Genomic DNA, 17598 nt, shown 5'->3' with positions numbered 1-17598 from the left:
ATTAGTTATCATACAATGAAGATTAAAGTTAGTAATGTAAACACTCCTAACTGGAAAGATGTGAATGTGAAATCGCACATTCCCGCCGAACTGGAGAAACTGTCTGAACTGGCACATAACATCTGGTGGGCATGGAATTATGAAGCCACCGAACTGTTCAGAGACCTTGACCCTGCTCTCTGGAAAGAAGTGGGACAGAACCCCGTACTTCTGCTGGAACGTATGAGTTATGCTAAACTCGAGGCACTCGCAAATGACAAAGTTATTCTGCGCAGAATGGATGACGTATACTCCAAGTTCCGCACATACATGGATGTGAAGCCTGACAGCAAGCGCCCGTCCGTGGCTTATTTCAGTATGGAGTATGGTTTGAGCCATGTACTTAAGATATATTCCGGCGGTCTGGGTGTACTTGCCGGTGACTACCTGAAAGAAGCTTCCGATAGCAACGCCGACTTGTGTGCAATCGGTTTCCTGTACCGCTACGGTTACTTTACACAAACATTGTCTATGGACGGCCAGCAGATTGCCAATTACGAGGCACAGAACTTTGGCCAGTTGCCCATCGACCGTGTATTGGATGAGAAGGGCGAGCAGATGGTAGTGGATGTTCCTTATCTGGACTACTACGTGCATGCTTATGTGTGGAGAGTGAACGTTGGACGTATCTCTCTCTATCTGCTTGATACTGATAATGAAATGAACAGCGAGTTCGACCGTTCCATCACTCACCAGCTGTATGGCGGTGACTGGGAAAACCGCTTGAAGCAGGAAATCCTGCTCGGTATCGGTGGTATTCTGACGCTGAAGAAGCTGGGCATCAAGAAAGATATCTATCACTGCAACGAAGGACATGCTGCTTTAATCAACGTACAGCGCATCTGTGACTACGTGGCCGAAGGTCTGACTTACGACCAGGCTATCGAGCTGGTACGTGCTTCTTCTCTCTATACTGTACATACTCCGGTTCCTGCCGGTCACGACTACTTCGACGAAGGCCTTTTCGGCAAGTACATGGGCGGCTATCCTTCAAGAATGGGTATCAGCTGGGACGACCTGATGGACCTCGGACGTAACAATCCGGGCGACAAGGGTGAACGTTTCTGTATGTCTGTATTCGCTTGCAACACTTCTCAGGAGGTGAACGGTGTGAGCTGGCTGCACGGAAAGGTTTCCCAGGAGATGTTCGCTTCCATCTGGAAGGGTTACTTCCCCGAAGAAAGCCATGTGGGCTACGTTACCAACGGTGTACACTTCCCCACTTGGAGCGCTACGGAGTGGAAACATCTCTATGCTGCGCATTTTGATGAGAACTTCCTCTACGACCAGTCCAACCCCAAGATTTGGGAGGCTATCTATAACGTGTCCGACGAAGAAATCTGGAAGACGCGCATGGTGATGAAGAACAAACTGATTGACTATGTTCGCAAGCAATACCGTGAAACTTGGTTGAAGAACCAGGGTGACCCTTCACGCATCGTTTCCCTGCTGGACAAAATCAATCCGAACGCTCTGCTGATAGGTTTCGGACGCCGTTTCGCTACCTACAAGCGTGCACACTTGCTGTTCACCGACCTCGACCGTCTGGCCAAGATTGTGAACAACCCCGACTATCCGGTACAGTTCCTCTTTACCGGTAAGGCTCACCCGCACGATGGTGCCGGCCAGGGCTTGATTAAGAGAATCATCGAGATTTCCCGTCGTCCGGAGTTCCTGGGCAAGATTATCTTCCTGGAAAATTATGACATGCAGTTGGCACGTCGCCTCGTTTCAGGTGTGGATATCTGGCTGAACACTCCGACACGTCCGCTCGAAGCATCCGGTACTTCCGGCGAAAAGGCGTTGATGAACGGTGTTGTAAACTTCTCCGTACTCGACGGCTGGTGGTTGGAAGGCTATCGTGAAGGTGCCGGTTGGGCATTGACCGAAAAGCGTACTTACCAGAACCAGGAACATCAGGACCAGCTCGATGCCGCTACTATCTACAGCATTCTTGAGCAAGAAATTCTGCCGTTGTTCTATGCACGCAACAAGAAGGGATATTCTGAAGGTTGGGTGAAGACTATCAAGAACTCCATCGCACAGATTGCTCCCCACTATACAATGAAGCGTCAGCTGGACGACTATTACGACAAGTTCTACATCAAGGAGGCCAAACGTTTCAAGATGCTGGCTGCCGACGGTTGTGCCAAGGCTAAGGAAATAGCTGCTTGGAAGGAAGAAGTTGCCGAGAAGTGGGACAGCATTGAAGTGGTGTCTTGCGAAAAGACCGAAGACCTGGTGAAAGGCTCCATCGAGAGCGGTAAGGAATACACCATTACTTACGTTATCGACGAGAAGGGCTTGAACGATGCTATCGGTCTGGAACTGGTGACTACTTATACGGCTCAGGATGGCAAACAGCATGTTTACTCCGTAGAACCGTTCAATGTAGTGAAGAAAGAAGGTAACCTTTATACTTTCCAAGCTAAGCACAAGATGGAAAATGCGGGTAGCTTCAAGGTTTCTTACCGTATGTTCCCGAAGAATGCAGACCTGCCTCACCGTCAGGACTTCTGCTACGTTCGCTGGTTCGTATAAGAGCATAAAAAAGATAATGTGCCTGCGGATATGGCGGAACACATTATCTGTTCAGATAAAAGATATCATCTGCATGATGCAGGCAGACCATCCGTTTAAAGTAAACGGATGGTCTGTTTCTTTTCTAGAGCTTGCTTTTTATTTCGGCTGTCCAGGCGTCAATGCGTTCGGCGGTTTTGTTACTTTCGTTCACTTCGTCGAGGGGAAGTCCTACGAATGCACCGTCTACCACGGCGATGGAAGAGGAGAAGGAATACCCGTCCGTGCTGACTTTGTTGCCCAAGAAGGTACACCCGCTATCCTTCAGGTCCTCGTAGAGTACTCCGATGCCGTCGCAGAATGTGTCGCAGTAGGAGTCGGAGTCGCCGCAACCGAATAAGGCTACGAACTTCATGGAAAGGTCGGCGCTCTTCAGTACCTTTACGCCGTCATACCAGTCGTCCTGCAGTTCGCCGTCTCCCCAAGTGGAGGTACCTAGAACCAGCACTTCATATTCCTTGATTTTATCGGCGGTCATCTTGTCAACACTATGTACGTCGGTGGAGGAAACTCCCAACTTTTCGGCTATCTGGTTAGCCAACTCTTCGCAGGTTCCGGTACTGGAACCATAAAAAACACCAGTCTTTTTCATTGTAAATAAAGTGATTAAATTGTTTGCTGCAAAGTAAAGGCTTTGCCGGAGAACGTGAAATACCTACATGTAGGGCTTTTAGTGTTGTGCCGCTCCCCATTTCGGGTTAGCTTGTGGCGTGGTTTATAGAGGTCGCGGCTACCTACTAATTGGGATGGCAGACTCTCTTTTTGATGAAAAGTAGGTATTGCCGGATTGTTAAAAATGAAGGACATTTGTACCGGTAATAATAGACAAGTGTTTATGGTTAGATTCGTACATTCCACTCATTCGCAATTCCATCCTTCCGTGGCTGGTAAGTGGCTGGTGTGGGGGACTTTGATGATGCTTCTTGCGGGGGTGGCTATCATTGTTTTTTCGGTATTCTCGCATGATGCACTCGATGCGTGCTGTAATTGCATAATCTGTACTTTCAACCGTGTCCCGAAGGAAGGGGAATATTTGTATAACCGCTACCTGCCGGTCATCAGCATGGTGTGGGTGGCGTTTCTGATACTTTTGGTATATGTGGTCCGCTATTGCATGAACAAGAGGAGGTAGCCGGGTGTTCTATAGGTAAAACTGAAAGGAGACTATATGAAAAAGATTGTTTTGCTTCGCCACGGCGAGAGTGCATGGAATAAGGAAAACCGCTTCACGGGGTGGACGGATGTTGATTTGACAGAGAAAGGCGTTGCTGAAGCTGTAAGGGCGGGTGAGCTGCTGGCAGAAAAGGGATTCCGCTTCAAGAAGGCGTATACTTCCTATCTGAAGCGTGCCGTGAAGACACTGGATTGTGTGCTGGACCGCCTCGACCAGGACTGGATTCCGGTGGAGAAATCGTGGAGGTTGAATGAGAAACACTACGGCCAGTTGCAAGGGCTGAACAAGGCAGAGACGGCTGCCAAGTACGGTGACGAGCAGGTGTTGGTATGGCGCCGGAGCTTTGATGTGGCTCCGCATGCATTGGCCGAGGATGACCCGCGTAATCCGCGTTTTGAGGACCGTTATCAAGAAGTGCCCGATGCCGAACTGCCCCGTACGGAGTCGTTGAAAGATACGATTGAGCGTATCATGCCTTACTGGAAATGTGTCATCTTCCCGAATCTGAAGACGGCCGACGAATTGCTGGTAGTGGCTCATGGCAATAGCCTGCGGGGTATTATCAAGCATCTGAAGCATATTTCGGACGATGAAATTGTGCATCTGAACCTGCCTACGGCGGTGCCCTACGTCTTTGAGTTTGACGATGAGCTGAACTTGACGAAAGACTATTTCTTGGGTGACCCCGAGGAGATAAAGAAATTGATGGAGGCTGTGGCCAATCAGGGAAAGAAGAAATGATTTTGGCGCGCGGAAGCGCGCTATTTCTTTATCCTCTCATCCCATGGAGCAGCGTCATGCTGAGCAGTACCCCGACCACTATACAGATGAGGATAAGGAACCAGTTCATGAGCCGTGCGCCCAGCTTGGTTTCCTTGTGCAAGTTCTGTTCAAAGTAGTTCTTGAAGAACAGATAGATGGCAGGCACAGTGGCGCTTGCCAGTAGCAGGTCTTCGGGAATCTTGTAGATGTAGACTTTGGAAAAGGCGATGAGCGCCCAGTGGCAAAGGAACAGAATGACGAGCAGGTTGACCCTGCGCGAGAAAGCCAGCAGCAGCCCGATGGTGAAAACTGCTACCGAGCAGGGCATCACGGTGGTGGTCATCATGGGAAATTCCATTCCGCGTGCCCACGAAAGGAGCGGGTAGAGGAAAGGCATTGCATAGAGTACCCCCACCAGTACCTTGTATTTCGGGTTGCGCTCGAACGGAGTGTAGCCGGTAAACAAATCCCATAGCCACAACACTGCAATCACTCCCCAGAAGATGGCGAGTATATGGTGGTGTCCGCGCGCTCCGCAATACATCATGTAGTACACGATGGATATCCACCCGTTCAGAAATACCATGTAGATTTTCATGGAGCGTTTTGCCCATAAGGTCGGTTTCCGGTAGAGTTGCGTGGTGAGCAGGATACCTGCTGCGGTGATGAGGAGCTGTGTCCACCAGGTGGCCTCGTTGTATTGTGCGATAGTATTCCAGAATATTTCCATTTGTGTCCATTAAAAAAACGGCTGCAAAGGTAGAGTTTTCTGCCGAAAGAATGAAATCGTTTTCTACATTTTGCCTATCTTTGTGCCTCCAAAAAAATAGGTAAAAAGATTCATGGATAAGACTTTGACTGAACAAGAGATTGCCCTGCTGCGCAGGAAACTCGATTTATTGCTTCGTACCGGACAGCTGCTGGTGGAGAGTGCGGCTGATACAAACCGTGTTGTTCGTAACCTGAACCGTGTTGCCGCCTATCTGGGGCTGCCGGAAGAAAAGCTCCACATCGACGTAAGTTATACCATGCTGGTGGTGAATGTGAGCGACGGCCTGCATTCGTTCTCCAAATTCCAGAAATGCGAAAAGCATGGCATCAACATGACTGCCATTTCCGAAATCAGCAAACTGTCCTGGCGGGCTATTGAGAATGACTATTCCCTCGACCAGTATGAGGAGGAACTGGAAAGAATCAAAAACAAGAAGCGGAACTATGTGCCATACGTTGTTGCCATCGGTGCCGGCTTTGCCTGCGGAGGTTTCTGCAAACTGTTCGGTGGTGACTGGATGGCGTTTCTGTTTACCTCTATCTGCGCTTTTGCCGGCTTCCGCGTCCGTGCCCGTTGCATGGAGTTCGGCATCAATCACTATATGAGTATTGCCATTGCCGCATTGATTTCTACCTGTCTGGCCTATGTGTCTTCGTTTGCCGGGCTCTCGGAAACTCCCTATCATCCGTTGTTGGCGTGTGCACTGTTCATCGTTCCGGGGGTGCCGCTGATAAACTTTGTGGATGATATGATTGACAATTATATCCAGGTGGGCATTGTGCGGGCTGTGAATACGGTGCTGATGGTCTGTGCAATGGCCTTCGGCATTGTAATAGCCATGCGCCTGCTGACGGTGGAGGATGTCGTGATTGACAAGAAGTTCAGCGAATTGAGTATGGTGCCTCATGACAGTTATCTGGTGTATGCCATTGCGGCGGCGATAGCTGCCATGGGATTTTCCATGATATTCAACATACAGCGGCGTTTGTTGTGGGTTGTTGCGGTGGGCGGCATCATTGCCGTTTGTACACGTAACTTTGTCAATTTCGAATTGGGTTACGGACCGGTGATAGGTTCGTTCATGGGCAGCATGGTTGTCAGCCTGATAGCCGTGAAGGCAGTGCATTGGTTCCATGTTCCCAATCACGTACTGACGATTCCTTCTGTCATCCCGATGATTCCGGGAGTGCTGATGTATCGTGCACTTTTCGGGCTTATCAATATGCACGGTGTGGTAGGCGAGGTGACGGCGGTTGTTTCCAACGGCATCACGGCTTCACTGATTATTCTCTGCATAGCGCTGGGAGTGGCGGTGCCCAATATCTTTGCCCGCCGGTATATTGCCAAGGATAGGCAGCGCTTTCTTCAGGAGGAGCTGCAGAAGCGCAGGGAAAGAGGAAAATTTATAGAATGGTGATATAGGTGGAGGGTGTCAAAAAACTCTTAACACTTTCTTTTAGGCGCGGATTACGCGGATTTCACGGATTTTGTTTATTGAATCCGTGTTATTCCGTGTAATTCGCGCCTGATATTATAACATTATAAAAGTGCTCATATATTTTTGAAAACTTTTCTTCTTTTTTAAATGCCCTTTTTCGGATTATAGTGGTAAATGACGGTTTCGCCTTTTTGCAGGGATGTTTGTACGTCAATCAGACGCTGGTTGCGGCTTCCCCGGAAATAGAGTTCCTCATCCCTCAGTTCTTTCTTGAATTTGCCGTCCACCAGTACGTCGATGTACTTCAGCAGTTGGGCTTGGCGCGGGTTGCGCAGTAGTTTTTCGAAAGTATAGCCCGTATAGCACCAGATGTTTTTCCGGCTCCGCTCCTTGATGGCATGTGCCAGTTGGGTGAATCCTTCCGGCTGGAACATCGGGTCTCCACCACTGAAGGTGACGTCTGCAAAGTTGTCGGCAAGGACTTTTTCCAGAATCTCTTCCGTACTCATCCAGTGCCCGCGGTTGATGTCCCACGACTCCGGATTGTGGCAACCGGGACAACCGTTGGGGCATCCGGCAGCATAAATGGCGGTCCGGAAGCCCGGACCGTCTACTGTGGTATCTTCTAAAATGTCGAGAATAGAAAGCATGAGTAGGGAATTAATAATTAAAAATTAAAAATTAAACATCGCAGGTAGGAAGCTGAACATTAATCATTAAAAATTAAACGTCAACCATTAAAAATGAAGCTCCGCTTTGCACTGCGCAGCCCTTTAATTTTTAATTTTCAATTATGAACGACCCTGTCGTTCAACTCTGCCAGCTTGGCATTGTTCCAGCGGTCGGTTGTCCCCACCAGGTAGCCGGTGATGCGTTGCAGCTTGTCGATATGCTTGCTGCCGCACTTCGGGCATTCTTCCAGGTTTTGGGTGGAGTTTTCGTGACCGCACTCCAGACAGCGGTTACGGTTGTGGTTTACCGAACCGTAGCCGATGTTGTATCGGTCCATCATGTCCACTACACGCATAATGACTTCCGGATTGTGGGTGGCGTCACCGTCTATCTCCACATAGAAGATGTGTCCGCCGCGGGTCAGTTCATGATAAGGAGCCTCCACTTCCGCTTTGTGGCGGGCGCTGCATTTGTAGTATACGGGCACGTGGTTGGAGTTGGTGTAGTAGTCACGGTCCGTAATGCCCGGCAGCGTGCCGAACTTCTTACGGTCTATGCGGGTGAACTTGCCCGACAGCCCTTCGGCAGGAGTGGCAAGCACGCTGTAGTTGTGCTGGTATTGCTCCGAGAACTGGTTGGCACGGTCGCGCATGTAGGTCACGATTTTCAGTCCCAGCTCCTGGGCTTCGCCAGATTCGCCGTGATGTTTTCCGAGCAATGCCACGAGACATTCTGCCAACCCGATGAAACCGATTCCCAGTGTTCCCTGGTTGATGACGGAAGCAATCGTATCGTTCGGTTTCAGCTTCTCGCTGCCTATCCACAAGGCAGACATCAGTAGCGGGAACTGCTTGGCGAAGGCGGTCTTTTGAAACTCCATGCGCTCGTGCAGCTGGCGTGCGGTCACTTCGAGCATACTATCCAACTTGGCAAAGAACCGGGCGATGCGCTGTTCCTTGTCTTCGATGTTCATGCACTCAATGCCCAGACGGACGATGTTGATGGTAGAGAAAGAGATGTTGCCGCGTCCGATGGAGGTCTTCGGTCCGAAACGGTTTTCGAATACACGGGTACGGCATCCCATGGTAGCAACTTCATGCTGGTAGCGTTTCGGGTCATCGGCTTTCCAGTCCTCGCTTTGGTTGAAGGTGGCGTCCAGGTTCAGGAAGTTCGGGAAGAAACGCCGTGCCGTCACCTTGCAGGCCAGTTGGTAGAGGTCGTAGTTGCGGTCTTCAGGCAGGTAGCTCACACCCCGTTTCTTTTTCCATATCTGGATGGGGAAGATGGCGGTTTCTCCGTTTCCTACCCCTTGATAGGTACTTTTCAGCAGTTCGCGGATGATGCAGCGCCCCTCGGCAGAGGTGTCTGTGCCGTAGTTGATGGAACTGAACACCACTTGGTTGCCGCCGCGTGAGTGGATGGTGTTCATGTTATGGATGAATGCCTCCATAGCTTGGTGTACGCGCGATACGGTCTTGTTGACCGCATGCTGCACGATACGGTCCTCGCCTGTCAGTCCGTCCAACGGCTGCTGCAGATAATCGGCCAGTTCCTTCTGATAGAGATGGGAATAGTCTTTTCCATTCAGTTCTTCCAGGTTCTTGACTTCCTCGATGAAGCTGTTGCGCACGTAGGGGGCAAGGTAGAAATCGAATGCAGGGATGGCTTGTCCGCCGTGCATCTCGTTCTGGGCTGTTTCCAGCGAGATGCATCCCAGGATACTGGCAGTCTCGATGCGTTTGGCCGGGCGCGATTCGCCGTGTCCGGCAGAGAAGCCGTATTTCAGAATATGGTCCAGCGGATGCTGCACGCATGTCAGGCTCTTGGTGGGATAATAATCCTTGTCATGGATGTGCAGATAGTTCTGGGTGACGGCATCCAGCACTTCTTCACTCAGCAGATAGTCGTCCACAAAAGGCTTGGTGGTTTCGCTGGCAAACTTCATCATCATGCCTGCCGGGGTATCGGCATTCATGTTGGCATTTTCGCGTGTGATGTCGTTGGACTTGATGTTAATGATTTCCAGGAACATGTCGCGCGTCTTTGCTTTGCGGGCAATGCTTCGCTGGTTGCGGTAAGCGATGTATTTCTGGGCAACGTCCTTGCGGCTGCTCTTCATCAGCTCCACTTCCACCAAATCCTGGATGGCTTCCACCGTCATCTGCGAATCTCCCTTGAAAGAGATGCGGTCCGTAATCTGGTGTATCAGTTGCAGGTCTTCCCCCTTGTCTGTATGCAACATGGCTTTGCGGATGGCCGTTGCTATTTTTTCTTCGTTGAATCCGACGACGCGCCCGTCGCGCTTGAGTACTGTCTGTATCATAACCTTTTATGCTTAAATGTGACTGTCTTTTTTAGTTTAATTGCGGAAACAAAGATATTATAGTTATTGATAGGTTTTGCTTTTTGGAAAACTTTTTGTGGTTTAAAAAGTGTTAATCTATTGATTATTAATGATGTAATTGTTTAAAGTGGAAAACTTCTAATGAAAAATAACTTTTAAAGTTATTCATTACTGATTATTATTGCATGCATAAGCATCATCTGATTTCGAAGTGTCAAATGAAGATAAATCTTTTGGGCAGATTGTGAATCTTCGATTTTTTTAGTTATATTTGCAACGAATTGGTTTATTTAAGGTTTTTAGTCCTTGATAATACTTCTTGTTGCCATTCGATTGTATTGCTTTGCTGCTCATGGTATTGGGGCAAAAGTATCATTATTATAATAATCAAAGAAAGGATGAACATGGCAAATGTATTTCCTCCGTTTAAAATTGATATAGCTGGGGCTTTTTGTGTACCTCGTGCATTGAAGGATGTCCGCGAGCAATATCAGAACGGGCAGGTGAGCCGGCAGATATTGCAGGCTGTTGAAGATGCGGAAGTGCGCAGTCTGGTGGAACGGCTGGAGCTGGGAGGCATGAAGGTTGTTTCCGATGGTGGTTTCCGAAGTCGCGATTTTTTGGAAAGCTGGGAGGGTATTTGTTCCAAAGACGGCCGGCCTTTCTCCGAAGGCTCTCCTTTGGAGATTACAGGACGGCTCAGTTTGCTACGGCATCCTATTCTGGAAGAATTCGCATTTCTTGATTCCATTGTGGACGGAGGGGTGATGAAAAAACAGCATATCCCTTCGCCGGCAGAGGTTATGACCCAGATTATTCAACGTGTGGAGCGGACTCAGATAGAAACCGTTTACTCCGACATCCGGCTTTTGACGGATGATATTGCTTCCTGCTACAAATTTTTGCTTACCAAACTTTATGATGCAGGCTGCCGCTACGTCCAGTTCGACGGGGTACATTCGGTGATAATGGAAGATACCATCCGGCTCAACAACCGGGTTTTGCGTGAGCGTCCTGCAGGGATGTATGTTGCATTCCATGCACCGACGGACATGCTGGTGCAACTGCATGGGGCCGATGCTTATTTCCTGAATTACGACTGTGGCGCGTGCGACCGTAACCGTCTGCTCTGGTTCATACACGAGAAGGAAGCGGTGTTCGGTTTCGTGCTGTCCCATTATCCTCAGGAAGACGAATTGGATGAATTGCAGGCGAAAACCGAAAGTGTATTGAACTATATTCCTTTGAAACGTTTCACTTTATGTCTGCCGGATGCCAATGCGCTTCTTTCGCCTTCGGAGGCCGATGAGGAGAAACAGTGGGAAACCGTAAGGTTGGGGATGGAAATGGCTGCGCGTATCTTCTCTTGAAAAACGCCGCATTCCATCATTCCGAATGCCACACTTCAGCAAGGAAAATGCCACATTTCACAGAGGCAAATGCCATTGATTGGGCCTCGTGAAGTGTGGCATTTCGATTGACGAAGTGTGGCACTCCTTTTTTAGTTTCCGGTGTGTCCGGTTTTATTATTTGACAGCTTCGGCTATCTTTTCCTGAAGCTCGTCACCGTGCAGTCCGCGTGCAAGGATAGTTCCTTCACCGTCAATCAACACAGTGTGGGGGATGCTGCTTACGGCATAAAGCTGTGCGCCTTCGCAGTTCCAGTATTTCAGGTCGGACATTTGCGGCCAAGTGATGTTCAGCTTCTTGATGGCTTCTTTCCATGCGTCGGCACTCTGGTCCAGAGATACGCCTACAATCTCGAAGTTCTTGTTCTTATATTTGGCGTAAGCTTCCACCAGGTTGGGCATCTCGCGACGGCAGGGGCCGCACCAGCTTGCCCAGAAGTCAACGAGGACAACTTTGCCCTTGCCTACGTAGTCGGACAGTTTCACGGTTTTTCCTTCCGGCGTCTGCATCTCAAAGTCTGTAAACTTCTGGCCTACGGCAGTGGCTTTCATCTTCTCAACGTTGCTCTTTATCTTGACAATGGCTTCGTCGTTGTCGTAAGCTGCAGGGATTTGGGGCATCAGCGGGTCGAGGTCTGCCACATCCATGTAGTAGTAGTTCTGCTTCAGCAGGAGTACACCCACCGGGTTGGTGATGTTCTTGTTGATGCCGGCTTTGATGGCGGTTATCATGCTGTTTTCCAGATTTTCCATCTCTTTGCCTTTAGCCTCGCGTTGTTCGTCGGTCAGTGTGGTGTCCGACATGGATTCGTAGATGCTCATCATTTGTTTGTTCAGACCGTTGATTTGGGCTCTGATTTCCTGGTAGGCATCATTGTTGGCAGTACCGGTGGCAGAGTTGTTTTCCTGCGACAAGTTGATTTTAATCTTGCCGTTTTCCAGGAAGAAGTCGATGGCTGCGCCGTCTTTTCCTTCGGCTTTGTAGGAGATGTAGCGGTTGACAGCAGTATCTTGTGTACCCTTGAAGGTAAATGTTCCATCTTTGATGACAGCAGAGTCCAATTTTACGAATTGGCGTCCTTCCACGGTTTCCAGATATACGGTGTCGCCGTCGGCTGCACCCTCTACAGTTCCGGTTACGGTGTAACCGTTGTTTCCACTGTTACAAGCTGTAAATACAGCGGCTACAGCGAGCAGATAAGTAAACTTTTTCATTGTTTGTTTTTTTAATGAATGATTATAGCTGCAAATATAGTAATAAAAAATCCCCTCCGATATGAACCGGAGAGGATTTTTATAGTTTTAATCCCATTTTTAGCGATAACGCTGTGCTTACTATTATTCGGCAGCAGCTTCTTCAGCAGCAGGGGCTTCTTCAGCAGGAGCCTCTTCAGCCGGTGCTTCGGCAGCGGCTTTTGCGGCAGCTTCAGCGGCTTTCTTTTCAGCCAATGCTTTTGCCTTTTCTTCGTTTATCTTCTTTTCAGCTTCCAGACGTGCTTTTGCTTCAGCTTTCTTAGCTTCGTCTTCCTTAGCCTTCAGAGCAGCCAAACCGCTTTGTTTGTTGTTCTTCCAAGCTTCGAACTTAGCGTCAGCTTCTGCTTCGCCAAATGCGCCTTTCGCTACACCGCCCAGCAAGTGCTTCTTCATGTAAACACCTTCGCGAGAGAGGATGTTACGAACTGTGTCAGTAGGTTGTGCACCCTTCAACACCCAGTCAAGTGCGCGGTCGAACTTCAAATCTACTGTGGCAGGATTGGTGTTAGGATTGTAAGTACCAATCTTCTCAATAAATTTACCATCACGTGGTGCTCTTACGTCTGCAATAACGATAGAGTAGAAAGCGTAGCTCTTACGTCCATGTCTTTGCAATCTGATTTTTGTTGCCATTTAATTAAAATGTTTTTAGTTAATGATTTGAATTATGCTACTATCTCGTAATAGCGAGTGCAAAGGTAAGAAAAGATTTTGAGTTTTGAGTTATGAGTTATGAGTTATTTGTTGGCACGAGGGGTGTTTTTTTAAATGTTCACACAACGTCACCCATAACTCATCACTTGTCACTCATCCTTCTCCCGAGTATTTCCTGGGGTATCTCAGCAGAATGGCGAGTATGGCGCATGTTCCCATGCAGAAGGGGTAATACAGGTTTCCGATGATGCTGATGGGTGAAATGCCGGCAAGTCCGGAGGCTATCAGCATTTGCGCTCCGTAGGGGATGATGCCTTGCACGAGGCATGAGAAGGTGTCCAGTATGCTGGCTGTTTTCCGGCGGTCCAGGTGGAAGCGGAGGGCGATGTCCTTGGCTATGGGGCCGGTGGTGATGATGGCAATGGTGTTGTTGGCGGTACACAGATTGGCGATGCCGACCAGGGCGGCGATGCTGAATTCGGCTCCCCGCTTGCCGCTGACGTGGCGGGTCAGCCGGGAGATGATGAAGTCGATGCCGCCGTTGTAGCGGATGGTCTCGAGCATGCCTCCGGCCAGCAGGGTGATGATGATGAGCTCGCCCATGCCGGTGATGCCCGTTCCCATGGCTCCGAACCAGTCGAAAAAGGCGGTACCGGTATAGATACCGATAATTCCAGTAGAGAGGATGCCCAGCAGCAGTACCAGCATGACGTTGACACCTGCTACGGCCGTGCCCAGCACGATGAGGTAGGGGATTACCTTTATCCACTCGATGGTCTGCACTTGGGGCGGGGCGGAGACGGACAGTCCTTGAAAGATGTAGATGCCCAGCACGACAAGCGCTGCGGGGACTACAATCATGAAGTTGACGCGGAACTTGTCCCTCATCACGCAGTCCTGCGTCTTGGTCGATGCAATGGTGGTGTCGGATATGAAGGAAAGATTGTCTCCGAAGAACGAGCCTCCCACCACGATGGCGACCATGTAGGGCAGGTCGATGCCCGTCTTTTCCGCCAGTCCCACGGCTACGGGAGTCAGTGCGACGATAGTTCCTACGCTTGTTCCTATCGAGAGGGAGATGAAGCAGGCGGCAATGAAGATGCCCGCCAGCAGCAGGTTGTCCGGCAGTATATGTAGGGTCAGATTTACGGTCGCATCAATGGCGCCCATCTGCTTGGCGCTTTGGGCGAATGCTCCTGCAAGGATGAATATCCATACCATCAGCATGATGTTCTTGTTGCTGGCGCCTACGGAAAACTGATAGATGCGCTGTTCCAGATTCAGGCCGCGCGTGATGGCGATGGCATAGCAGGACGAGGCGAGGAAGGCTACCGTGATGGGGACTTTATAGAAGTCGTTCACCAGGAGCGAAGTCACTAGATAGAGGCAAAGGAACACCGCCAACGGGCTGAGTGCCCACCAGCCGCCTTTGGGTTTGGAGATTGTATCGGTTGTTGCTGACATAATTTACGATTTACGATTGGGGATTTACGATTTGACGATTTACGATGTACGATTGATATAACTCTTGAAATCGTAGAATGGTTGTTGTACAATACAAACTTCAATCGTACATCGTAAATCGTCAAATCGTAAATATATAAGCCAATTTTGCTGCAAAGGTATAAAAAACAAAGGGCGGGACAAAATGGTTTTGTCCCGCCCTCCATATATCAGCCTTTAATTTTCACCTTTCACCTTTCAATTTTCACCTTACAAAGTTACTCCGGTCTTGAAGATGGCTATTTCCTTGTAGCCTTTCTTTTCGTTGTTCACGAATTCACCGCTTGCTACTTTGATGATATACTCGATGAAGCGTTCGCAGGTTTTCTTCATCGGTTCGTTCTCGACGATAACTCCGGCGTTGAAGTCTATCCAGCCCGGCTTGTTCTTTGCCAGAGTGGAGTTGGTGGAAATCTTCATGGTCGGCACATAGGTTCCGAAGGGCGTTCCGCGTCCTGTGGTGAACAGCACCATGTGGCATCCGCAAGAGGCAAGGGCAGTGGCGGCTACAAGGTCGTTTCCCGGAGCAGACAGCAGGTTCAGTCCCTTTACTTTCAGGCGTTCGCCATACGGAAGTACCCCTTCCACGTAGCTCGTGCCACATTTCTGTGTGCATCCCAAGGCTTTGTCCTCCAATGTCGAGATGCCTCCCGCCTTATTTCCCGGAGACGGGTTTTCACCTACCGGTTCACCGTGTGAAAGGAAATATTCCTTGAAGTCATTAATCAGCTTCACCGTGTCCTCAAACAGCTCTTTGGTGCGGCAGCGGTTCATCAGGATGGTTTCTGCACCGAACATTTCCGGCACTTCCGTCAGTACGCTGGTACCGCCTTGTGCTACGAGGAAGTCGGAGAACATGCCCAGTAGCGGATTGGCGGTGATACCGGAGAAACCGTCCGAACCGCCACACTTCAGGCCTACGCGCAGTTCGCTTAAGGGAATATCCTCGCGCTGGTCCTGGATGGCTTTGGCATAAAGTTCGCGCAGCAGTTCCATTCCTTCTTCGTATTCATCACCCACTTTCTGGGTCACCATAAACTTTACGCGCTCCTGGTCATAGTCTCCCAGGAACTCGCGGAATACATCCGGCTGATTATTCTCGCACCCCAAGCCTACCACGAGTACGGCTCCCGCATTGGGATGCAGCACCATGTCGCGGAGGATTTTCTTTGTATTCTCGTGGTCGTCGCCCAACTGGGAGCAGCCGTAGTTATGGGGATAAGCCATGATGGCATCCACGCCCTTTCCGCCCGTTTCGCGGCGCAGGCCTTCGGCAAGCTGGTTGATGATTCCGTTCACGCAGCCCACTGTCGGAATAATCCATATCTCGTTGCGCACACCTACGTCGCCGTTCTTACGTTTGTACCCTCTAAAGGTCAGGTTTGGCGCGCCGGTATTGAGGTTTAGAGTTGTAGTATTGAGGTCTACGTTGACGGGGTTGTAAGTGTATTCCAGCAACCCGGACAAGTTGGTCTTGATATTGTTTTCATTCATCCAATCCCCCTGCTTCTGCGCTTTCCGGGCGTGGCCGATGGGATATCCGTATTTAATGACGTTTTCGCCTTCCGCAAAATCTTTCAGTGCAAATTTGTGTCCGGCAGGAACATCCTCATTCAAGGTGATTTCCTTTCCGTCCACCGTGAGTTTTTCACCGGCCGGGAGTGCTGTGATAGCCACTGCAACATTGTCGGCAGGGTTGATTTTCAGGTACTTTGCCTCCATCATGTTATTTACGATTTAGCTATTTACGATGTACGATTGAAGTTTGCTTTGTTTTACGGTTGCGATAGTTGCTTTTTCTTGCGGGCATGGCATTTTCAATCGTACATCGTAAATCGTCCAATCGTACATCCTTATTATTTATTGTAATAGAATTCTATATTCTCCTTCGTCAGCAAGTCAATCGGCATGAAGTTCTCCCTTGTGATTTCCTTTTTCAGAATCAGGTATTCGCACAAGGCCTTGATGCCGTCGAATCCTTGCAGGGTGGGCTGCTGTGCTATGAGGAAGAAGATGCTTCCTTGTTTCAGGCAGTCTACGTTGCGTTGCAGCAAGTCATAGCCCATCAGGTTGAAGTCTTTTTTCTGCTTCTTCAGCAGGTATTCCCCGATGATGTATGCTTTGGAGTTGAAGGTGATTCCGTTCTTTACGGTAGGATGCTCTTGGAAGAACTCGTCCAGCATCAGTGTGTCCTCGCTGTCGCGCTTGGCATGCAGGTCCAGTTCCCAGATGCGGCAGGCGGGATGATGCTCCTGCATGTATTCGCGGAAACCTATTTCGCGGCGTTCCTGCTGGTTCGACCCCACGATGCCTTCATTTATCTTGCGGAAGATGACGATTTCCTGCGCGTCTTCTCCGGCAAGCAGCATCAGCATGCGGGCGGCAAAATATCCGCTCTGGTGCGAGTTCTGCCCGTAGAAGGAGAGGGCGGGCTCTTCCTTTATGTTGGAGTCTATATATATATAAGGTATATTATGTTGCGTCAGCTCATCCGTGAAGGGCTTGGTGTATTGCGGAACGGTGGGGGCAAACATCACTCCGTCCGGCTCCAGTGCCAGAATCTGTCCGGAGGCTTCCGCGAATGAATGATAGTCATACGGGTCATAGTAGGAGAGGTGCACGGCCACGTTGAAGTCAGAGTAAGTCTCTACGGCGTTGTGTATGCCCGTCTCCACGTCTGTCCAGTATTCGCCTTTCTCGTGCAGTGGCAGCAGGCAGGCAAATGCGTACTTCTTGTTCGAAGCCAGTGCGCTGGCATACATATTGGGCTGGTAATCCAGTTGTTTCAGGATTTCTTCCACCCGCTTCCGGCTGGACTCGGACACACCGCTACGCCCGTGAATCACACGGTCGACGGTTCCCACGGATACATCGGCCATCTTGGCGATATCCTTTATTCTGACTCTTTCCATCTGTATATTTACGATTTAACGATTTACGATGTACGATTGATGTTGCTTTGGCTACGATTCTACAATGTAATCTCAATCGTCTAAT

At 49.6% G+C, this 17598-nt stretch carries 14 protein-coding genes; 5 read left to right on the top strand and 9 right to left on the bottom strand.

Translation table 11 applies throughout. From position 1 onward, the window contains the following. The first annotated feature begins 15 nt into the window (after positions 1-15). Positions 16-2580, top strand: a complete 2565-nt coding sequence (locus DWZ67_RS06170; RefSeq protein WP_005827401.1) for a glycosyltransferase family 1 protein — start codon at positions 16-18, stop codon at positions 2578-2580. A 124-nt stretch (positions 2581-2704) separates the two neighbouring features. On the opposite strand, the gene fldA is transcribed toward DWZ67_RS06170, so the two are convergent. Beyond that, positions 2705-3211 (bottom strand): flavodoxin FldA, encoded by a 507-nt coding sequence (gene fldA / locus DWZ67_RS06165; protein WP_005827403.1) that lies wholly within the window; start codon positions 3209-3211, stop codon positions 2705-2707. Between the two features lie 243 nt (positions 3212-3454). Between fldA and DWZ67_RS06160 the strand changes: the two genes are divergently transcribed. Then, a complete protein-coding gene (locus DWZ67_RS06160; RefSeq protein ID WP_005837364.1) occupies positions 3455-3751 on the top strand; it encodes a hypothetical protein in 297 nt (98 codons plus the stop codon). Positions 3752-3787: 36 nt separating this feature from the next. Next, positions 3788-4534: a 2,3-diphosphoglycerate-dependent phosphoglycerate mutase gene (gene gpmA, locus DWZ67_RS06155; RefSeq protein ID WP_005827407.1), complete on the top strand. Its 747-nt coding sequence runs from the start codon at positions 3788-3790 to the stop codon at positions 4532-4534. Positions 4535-4562: 28 nt separating this feature from the next. On the opposite strand, the gene DWZ67_RS06150 is transcribed toward gpmA, so the two are convergent. After that, the gene (locus DWZ67_RS06150; protein ID WP_005837362.1) at positions 4563-5285 is read right to left on the bottom strand and encodes a DUF6064 family protein; all 723 of its coding nucleotides are present in this window, start codon (positions 5283-5285) and stop codon (positions 4563-4565) included. 112 nt (positions 5286-5397) lie between these two features. Between DWZ67_RS06150 and DWZ67_RS06145 the strand changes: the two genes are divergently transcribed. Further along, positions 5398-6744: a threonine/serine exporter ThrE family protein gene (locus DWZ67_RS06145; protein WP_005827410.1), complete on the top strand. Its 1347-nt coding sequence runs from the start codon at positions 5398-5400 to the stop codon at positions 6742-6744. A 164-nt stretch (positions 6745-6908) separates the two neighbouring features. Here DWZ67_RS06145 and nrdG read toward each other — a convergent pair whose 3' ends face one another. Next, positions 6909-7415: an anaerobic ribonucleoside-triphosphate reductase activating protein gene (gene nrdG, locus DWZ67_RS06140; RefSeq protein WP_005827412.1), complete on the bottom strand. Its 507-nt coding sequence runs from the start codon at positions 7413-7415 to the stop codon at positions 6909-6911. Between the two features lie 137 nt (positions 7416-7552). Further along, positions 7553-9760 (bottom strand): anaerobic ribonucleoside triphosphate reductase, encoded by a 2208-nt coding sequence (locus tag DWZ67_RS06135; RefSeq protein WP_120138367.1) that lies wholly within the window; start codon positions 9758-9760, stop codon positions 7553-7555. A gap of 419 nt (positions 9761-10179) precedes the next feature. Here DWZ67_RS06135 and DWZ67_RS06130 point away from each other — a divergent pair, with 419 nt between their 5' ends. Next, complete coding sequence (locus DWZ67_RS06130) at positions 10180-11151, top strand: hypothetical protein (protein WP_005827419.1); 972 nt, start codon at positions 10180-10182, stop codon at positions 11149-11151. Between the two features lie 156 nt (positions 11152-11307). Here the strand turns inward: DWZ67_RS06130 and DWZ67_RS06125 are convergent, their stop codons facing one another. The 5 genes from DWZ67_RS06125 to DWZ67_RS06100 form a co-directional block, all read right to left on the bottom strand. Next, the gene (locus DWZ67_RS06125) at positions 11308-12405 is read right to left on the bottom strand and encodes a TlpA disulfide reductase family protein (protein WP_120138366.1); all 1098 of its coding nucleotides are present in this window, start codon (positions 12403-12405) and stop codon (positions 11308-11310) included. Positions 12406-12528: 123 nt separating this feature from the next. After that, on the bottom strand, positions 12529-13077 hold the full coding sequence (locus DWZ67_RS06120) for a 30S ribosomal protein S16 (RefSeq protein ID WP_005837359.1): 549 nt from the start codon (positions 13075-13077) through the stop codon (positions 12529-12531). 174 nt (positions 13078-13251) lie between these two features. After that, the gene (locus DWZ67_RS06115) at positions 13252-14562 is read right to left on the bottom strand and encodes a Na+/H+ antiporter NhaC family protein (RefSeq protein WP_057097860.1); all 1311 of its coding nucleotides are present in this window, start codon (positions 14560-14562) and stop codon (positions 13252-13254) included. Positions 14563-14811: 249 nt separating this feature from the next. Beyond that, positions 14812-16323 (bottom strand): UxaA family hydrolase, encoded by a 1512-nt coding sequence (locus tag DWZ67_RS06105; RefSeq protein ID WP_120138392.1) that lies wholly within the window; start codon positions 16321-16323, stop codon positions 14812-14814. A 134-nt stretch (positions 16324-16457) separates the two neighbouring features. Further along, positions 16458-17513 carry a LacI family DNA-binding transcriptional regulator gene (locus DWZ67_RS06100; protein ID WP_005837354.1) on the bottom strand — a complete coding sequence of 352 codons (1056 nt, stop codon included), beginning with the start codon at positions 17511-17513 and terminating at the stop codon, positions 16458-16460. Between the last annotated feature and the right edge of the window lie 85 nt (positions 17514-17598).

This window comes from Bacteroides sp. AF34-31BH (assembly GCF_003602795.1).
In the GTDB taxonomy this organism is placed as follows: Bacteria; Bacteroidota; Bacteroidia; order Bacteroidales; family Bacteroidaceae; genus Bacteroides; species Bacteroides uniformis.
This window is presented reverse-complemented; position numbering and strand designations above follow the sequence as displayed.

Coding starts and splice junctions, on each gene's coding strand:
- DWZ67_RS06145 (WP_005827410.1), top strand. CDS start 5,398: ATGGATAAGACTTTGACTGAACAAGAGATTGCCCTGCTGCGCAGGAAA.
- DWZ67_RS06115 (WP_057097860.1), bottom strand. CDS start 14,562: ATGTCAGCAACAACCGATACAATCTCCAAACCCAAAGGCGGCTGGTGG.
- DWZ67_RS06150 (WP_005837362.1), bottom strand. CDS start 5,285: ATGGAAATATTCTGGAATACTATCGCACAATACAACGAGGCCACCTGG.
- fldA (WP_005827403.1), bottom strand. CDS start 3,211: ATGAAAAAGACTGGTGTTTTTTATGGTTCCAGTACCGGAACCTGCGAA.
- DWZ67_RS06100 (WP_005837354.1), bottom strand. CDS start 17,513: ATGGAAAGAGTCAGAATAAAGGATATCGCCAAGATGGCCGATGTATCC.
- DWZ67_RS06120 (WP_005837359.1), bottom strand. CDS start 13,077: ATGGCAACAAAAATCAGATTGCAAAGACATGGACGTAAGAGCTACGCT.
- DWZ67_RS06105 (WP_120138392.1), bottom strand. CDS start 16,323: ATGGAGGCAAAGTACCTGAAAATCAACCCTGCCGACAATGTTGCAGTG.
- DWZ67_RS06170 (WP_005827401.1), top strand. CDS start 16: ATGAAGATTAAAGTTAGTAATGTAAACACTCCTAACTGGAAAGATGTG.
- DWZ67_RS06135 (WP_120138367.1), bottom strand. CDS start 9,760: ATGATACAGACAGTACTCAAGCGCGACGGGCGCGTCGTCGGATTCAAC.
- DWZ67_RS06160 (WP_005837364.1), top strand. CDS start 3,455: ATGGTTAGATTCGTACATTCCACTCATTCGCAATTCCATCCTTCCGTG.
- gpmA (WP_005827407.1), top strand. CDS start 3,788: ATGAAAAAGATTGTTTTGCTTCGCCACGGCGAGAGTGCATGGAATAAG.
- DWZ67_RS06125 (WP_120138366.1), bottom strand. CDS start 12,405: ATGAAAAAGTTTACTTATCTGCTCGCTGTAGCCGCTGTATTTACAGCT.
- nrdG (WP_005827412.1), bottom strand. CDS start 7,415: ATGCTTTCTATTCTCGACATTTTAGAAGATACCACAGTAGACGGTCCG.
- DWZ67_RS06130 (WP_005827419.1), top strand. CDS start 10,180: ATGAACATGGCAAATGTATTTCCTCCGTTTAAAATTGATATAGCTGGG.